This window comes from Bacillus haikouensis, from assembly GCF_013179555.1.
In the GTDB taxonomy this organism is placed as follows: domain Bacteria; phylum Bacillota; class Bacilli; order Bacillales; family Bacillaceae_B; genus Rossellomorea; species Rossellomorea haikouensis_A.
Genome location: NZ_JABMCR010000257.1, coordinates 1 through 5,741, shown reverse-complemented (window position 1 = coordinate 5,741; position 5,741 = coordinate 1). Strand labels below are relative to the sequence as shown.

6 protein-coding genes are annotated in these 5,741 nt (G+C 41.5%); 1 reads left to right on the top strand and 5 read right to left on the bottom strand.

Annotated features, from left to right (window positions below; genetic code table 11):
- A partial coding sequence (locus HP456_RS18945; RefSeq protein ID WP_172253981.1) for a TatD family hydrolase occupies window positions 1–492 on the bottom strand: 492 nt, incomplete at its 3' end.
- 321 nt (window positions 493–813) lie between these two features.
- Window positions 814–2,841 carry a methionine--tRNA ligase gene (metG, locus tag HP456_RS18940; RefSeq protein WP_172253982.1) on the bottom strand — a complete coding sequence of 676 codons (2,028 nt, stop codon included), beginning with the start codon at window positions 2,839–2,841 and terminating at the stop codon, window positions 814–816.
- Between the two features lie 410 nt (window positions 2,842–3,251).
- On the opposite strand from metG, the gene abrB reads away from it, so the two are divergent.
- A complete protein-coding gene (gene abrB / locus HP456_RS18935) occupies window positions 3,252–3,533 on the top strand; it encodes a transition state genes transcriptional regulator AbrB (protein ID WP_172253980.1) in 282 nt (93 codons plus the stop codon).
- Between the two features lie 46 nt (window positions 3,534–3,579).
- On the opposite strand, the gene rsmI is transcribed toward abrB, so the two are convergent.
- The 3 genes from rsmI to yabA form a co-directional block, all read right to left on the bottom strand.
- Window positions 3,580–4,458 (bottom strand): 16S rRNA (cytidine(1402)-2'-O)-methyltransferase, encoded by an 879-nt coding sequence (gene rsmI, locus HP456_RS18930; protein ID WP_172253979.1) that lies wholly within the window; start codon window positions 4,456–4,458, stop codon window positions 3,580–3,582.
- A 32-nt stretch (window positions 4,459–4,490) separates the two neighbouring features.
- A complete protein-coding gene (locus tag HP456_RS18925; RefSeq protein WP_172253978.1) occupies window positions 4,491–5,234 on the bottom strand; it encodes a tRNA1(Val) (adenine(37)-N6)-methyltransferase in 744 nt (247 codons plus the stop codon).
- A 182-nt stretch (window positions 5,235–5,416) separates the two neighbouring features.
- The coding region (gene yabA, locus HP456_RS18920; protein ID WP_172253977.1) for a DNA replication initiation control protein YabA at window positions 5,417–5,741 on the bottom strand (325 nt) is incomplete at its 5' end.

Sequence of the window (5,741 nt, the reverse complement as noted above, 5' to 3'; positions counted from 1 at the left end):
CTCTTGAGCAATTTCGGGACTTCCGCTGAAGCAGTGCATGATTCCGCCTACTTCTTCCGCCCCTTCTTCCCGGAGAATATCGACAATATCCTGGGTTGCATCACGGTTATGTATGACGATCGGAAGCTTCACTTTCTTTGCTAATTGTACTTGCTTCCTGAACACTTCTTTCTGAATTTCTTTAGGTGATTTATCCCAATGATAGTCAAGGCCCATTTCTCCGAGTGCGACGACCTTAGGATGTGAAGATAGTTCTTCTATCCAGACGAGATCCTCATCTGTCATATCAATCGCATCTACAGGGTGCCAGCCTATGCTTGCATATAGAAAGTCATAGTGTTCCACCAGCTCCATGGCTCTTTCAATGGTAGGACGGTCAAAGCCGACCACAACCATCTTTCCGACTCCTGCTTCCTTCGCTCTTGAAATAACCTCCTCCAGATCTTCATTGAATTGTTCAGCGTTCAAATGAACATGTGTATCAAATAACATGTGTGACACTCCTTGTATTCAAAATAATTTTATTATAAAAATGAGTAACAAGCATCTCAGTAACATAACATTTAGGTTACAAATTATGGTTGGAAAAGAAAATAGTGTACACGGACTCATTGCCCTTATTATTTACTTCTTCCGTTCATTGTATAGGCTTCTGGACAAATCTGAAAATATTTTGTTTCCATCCCTCCTCCTTTATTATCCTTACATATTTTTTTCTGAATACCTACCGTATAGGTACTGAAAATCTTCTTTTTATTAGTATTTGGATATAATAAAAAGGATGTTCCACGTGGAACATCCTTTTTATTCTGCTTATTTTATTTTTGTTCCGTTCGCTAAGGTTTGATCTACAGTCGCCAGAGAAAGCGTGCCCTTTTCTTCCCCTGCCAGAATCATTCCCTGTGAGAGTTCCCCACGCAATTTGACCGGCTTAAGGTTTGTCACGCATATCACTTTTTTCCCGATTAATTCTTCCGGCTGATAGTGTTTGGCGATCCCGGAAACCACTTGTCTTTTTTCGTAGCCAAGATCAAGTTGTATTTTCAGAAGTTTATCCGCTTTTTTGACCGGCTCGGCATTTATTACCTCCGCCACTTTAAGCTCTACTTTCATGAAATCGTCAATCGTGATTTCATCACTTTCTTCCGGATTATGATCTTCGGTTTTTTCTTCTTCAACAGGTTTGCTTCCCTGCATTTTTTCCTTGATGTAGTCCACTTCTTCTTGAAGGTCGAGTCGAGGGAAGATCGGCTCCCCTTTTTTCACGATTTCGGTTCCCTCAGGAATCGCACCGAAGGATTCCAAGCTCTCCCATGTTTGAAGTGTTTCATCATGCAGGTTCAGCTGTTCAAAGATATTCTTTGGTGTTCTTGTCAGGAATGGCTGCAGAAGAACGGCGACTCTGCGAAGTGATTCTGCAAGGTGACTCATCACGCTGCCTAATTCTTCTTTCTTCCCTTCCTCTTTCGCAAGCGCCCAAGGCTGTGTTTCATCGATGTATTTATTTGTACGGCTCACCAGCTGCCAAAGACTCGATAACGCAACCGAGAACTCCATATTTTCCATTGCCTCTTCGTACTTATTAACTGTTTCCCTATTGATGTCTAACAGGTTCTGATCGAACTCCCCATTGGAGTGAACATATGCAGGAATGACACCGTCGAAGTACTTGTTGATCATAGCAACCGTTCTATTCAACAGGTTACCGAGATCATTTGCAAGATCGAAGTTGATGCGCTCTACGAAACCTTCTGGGGTGAATACACCGTCTGAACCAAATGGAACTTCCCTCAATAAGTAATATCGCAGGGAATCAAGTCCGTAGCGGTCGATCAGCGTGACTGGATCGACTACATTCCCTTTCGATTTAGACATTTTACCGTCTTTCATCAATAGCCATCCATGGGCAAATACCTTTTTAGGCAGTGGGAGATCCAGTGCCATCAGCATGATCGGCCAGTAAATTGTATGGAAACGGACAATCTCTTTCCCTACCAAATGAACATCTGCCGGCCAATATTTCAAATAATTCTTATCGTTTTCGCTTCCGTACCCTAATGAAGTAATATAATTGGACAGCGCATCCACCCATACATAGATGACATGCTTTGGATTACCAGGAACCTTAACACCCCAATCAAAGGTGGTTCTCGAGACCGCTAAGTCCTCCAAGCCAGGCTTGATAAAATTATTGATCATCTCGTTCTTTCGGGATTCAGGCTGGATGAATTCAGGATTTTCGTTATAGTAAGCGAGCAGACGGTCAACATACTTGCTCATTTTAAAGAAATATGATTCTTCTTTTACCTTTTCCACAGGGCGTCCGCAATCCGGGCAGTTCCCGTTTTCCAGCTGTCTTTCGGTAAAGAATGATTCACAAGGAGTGCAATACCAGCCTTCATATTGATCAAGGTAGATATCTCCCTGATCGAGCAATTGTTTGAAAATCTTTTCAACAATGTCTTTATGACGTTTTTCCGTTGTGCGAATGAAATCGTCATATGAAATATCCAACTTCCCCCATAGTTCCTGTATGTCGCTTACAATTCCATCTACATAACTTTGAGGACTGACACCCTGTTCTTCTGCTTTACGCTGAATTTTCTGTCCATGCTCGTCAGTACCCGTTAAATATCTGACATCAAATCCGCGCATTCTTTTATAACGGGCCATTGCATCCCCGGCCACCGTCGTATAGGCATGGCCAATATGTAAATTTCCACTTGGATAGTAGATTGGAGTTGTAATATAGAAGGTCTTCAATTTTTCTTCCACTTTCGCTTCCTCCTCTTTCTTTCTATAATACCCACATAAATATTCGAGTGTCCCCGAATGGTATATAGTGGATTTTTGTCAAATCGCCTTACCTATCATCTTAACCTCTTATCTCATCAAAATATACCTAAAATATAACGTTTCTGCAACTACACGGTGTCACAGGTAAACGATGTCGAAAAGACAGTTGGTTTTTGTCGTTTTTTGTCGAATTATTAAGTTAATAAAGTTTTTTCGACACAATTGTTTTGATTACAATAATATTAAATTGGTAATACATTTATTTACAATAGATCGTAAAGCTTGTCATATCAACTTTCTTTCTGTAAGTAATTATAAAAAATTTACAAATATAATTATTGACGATAGATTAAATCGTTGGTATGATATTACCAGATACAGAAAAATGTCGAATATTGACGAACATTAAACAAACTAGAGAGATAAAATAAAATATTTTCTGGAGGAGAAATTACATGAAATCTACAGGTATTGTAAGAAAAGTTGATGAACTAGGACGTGTCGTTATTCCAATCGAGCTTCGCCGTACACTTGGTATTGCTGAGAAAGATGCACTTGAGATCTATGTTGATGACGAAAGAATCATCTTAAAGAAATATAAGCCAAGCATGACTTGCCAAATCACTGGTGAAGTTTCTGATGACAACATCAAGCTTGCAGATGGTAAATTAATCTTAAGCCGTGAAGGTGCAGAGCAACTAATTAAAGAAATCCAAAATTCTTTTCAAGCAAAATAATCTTTCATCATAAATAGAAGGGCTGAGTGGATACTCAGCCCTTCTTCTATTCAGTTTCCACATGAAACGCCTGATATACATCCCTCTTGGGAAGGTTTCTTTCTCTGGCAACTTCTTTGATTGCCAGTTTGGAGGACATTTCTTTTTCTTCTATATAATATTGAACATGATCTTGTAAAGAATAATCCTGCCACCACTCTTCATGCTCATCCTCAGCAGGGTGCTGATTCCCTTCAATGAGCAGACAGAATTCCCCTCTCACTTCCCCATTTTCGGTCCACAAGATTATTTCTTCCAAAGTACCGCGAATGAATTCTTCAAATCTCTTAGTCAATTCACGGCAAATGACAATCTTCCGGTTGCCAAGAGCCTGATGCAATTCCTTGAGTGTGTCCTTTAGTCGATGAGGGGATTCATATAATATAAACGTATCCGTCAATGAACGGAGTTTTTCCAATTCAGCACGTTTCTCTTTCTTCCCCCTATGTAAAAATCCATAGAAATAGAATGGCTGCGGCACTAAACCTGAGGCAATCAAAGCAGTCAAGGCAGCATTTGCTCCAGGAAGGGGAATGACGGACAGCCCATGTCCTATCGCTGCTTTCACCAGTTCATATCCGGGGTCGGAAATAGACGGCATCCCGGCATCACTGACAAGGGCAACGGTATCTCCCTGCTCCAACCTCTCGATAAGCTTGGAACCACTCGTGTCTTTATTATGCTCGTGATAACTGATGATTGGCGTATCAATTTCAAAATAATTACTGAGCTTCTTCGTATTTCTTGTATCCTCTGCCGCTATTACATCCGCTTCCTTCATGATGCGGATCGCCCTGAATGTCATATCTTCCAAATTCCCTATAGGGGTGGGGACAAGATAAAGGCTGCCTTTGCTACTTTCCTGAAAGCTTTTTTGCTGGTTCATGGGGAGATCACCTCCTGATTTATATAGTAAACCTATTCTTTTCCGTAAAGTATCTCATGCACTTCCAAAGAATATTCGTTGTTCTCATTGTATACAAACAATGGAGGAAGGACCTTCAAGTCAGGTTTGCCATCTTTAATTCCTTCAATTAAGAGCGTATTAGCCTCTTTTCCCTGCCTCGGATAGACGAGTCTCATCCGCTTTGGTTCCAGGCGGTGTCTTCTCATCAGTGACAAGATATCCATCAGCCTTCCGGGCCTGTGAACGAACGAAGCTTTTCCTCCTTGTTTCAGCAGGTAACTCGCTGCCTGGATCGTATCCTCCAATGTACAAAGAACTTCGTGGCGGGCGATGGTATAATGTTCGTTTGTATTTTGAATGGCTGTTGGCATCGTCTCAAAATAGGGAGGATTGCACGTGACGACATCATAATGCGAGTGATGAAGAAGTTTGTTTATTTCCTTTACATCCCCCAGCTTCATCGTTATCTGTTCCTGAACGCCATTGTACTGGATGCTTCTTTCAGCCATATCCAATAGCCTTTCCTGTATTTCCACACCGGTGATTTCAACTTCTGTCCTGGCGCTGAATAATAGCGGTATGATCCCGTTTCCTGAACAAAGGTCGACCACTTTGCCCCTCTTTAACGGCAAGTAACTGAATCCCGCCAATAACACGGCATCCAAGGAAAAGGAAAATACCGAAGGACTCTGGATGATCCTCATGTTTTCAGCAAGTAAATAATCCAATCTTTCATCTTCTTTTAATACAACCATGTGTTTCCTCCATCTGTGAATCCTTTTCAGGTAGAAACGTGAACCGCTCCTGTCCGCTGCGGACTAAATCGCAGCAAACTTTACAATAACAGTACACGAAATGGGCATTCAATAAAAAGGACCAATCCTGTCGAATGGATCAGCCCTTTTCTTTATCTTATTGTTAGCATTGAGGTCCGTCTTTATTTCTTGTTTAAGAAAGAAAGACAGAACAAGCAATCCTCGTCCTTGCGCGGACTTCCAAAGTGAATGTTGCAGATGTGGAAGCCTTCCTGGTAAAGCCGAGCAAGATTATCATATCCTTCCCCGATATCCAGTTGTTTATCTTCTAAGTCCGACTCGCCCGTCGTACCCGCAACGCCAGTTGTTTGTTCCTTTTTCGGTGAGTTCTCCGTCTGTTCCAGTCTTCGGCGCAAATGTTCGTTCTCAAGTTTAAGAGAATGATTCTCCTCGAGCATCTCAGCCAGGCACTGCTTAAGCTCGCCTAATTGATTATATAAATCACCG

What these genes read in the sequence shown, in the direction of transcription:
- abrB (WP_172253980.1), top strand. Translation starts at nt 3,252, where the DNA reads ATGAAATCTACAGGTATTGTAAGAAAAGTTGATGAACTAGGACGTGTC.
- rsmI (WP_172253979.1), bottom strand. Translation starts at nt 4,458, where the DNA reads ATGAACCAGCAAAAAAGCTTTCAGGAAAGTAGCAAAGGCAGCCTTTAT.
- HP456_RS18925 (WP_172253978.1), bottom strand. Translation starts at nt 5,234, where the DNA reads ATGGTTGTATTAAAAGAAGATGAAAGATTGGATTATTTACTTGCTGAA.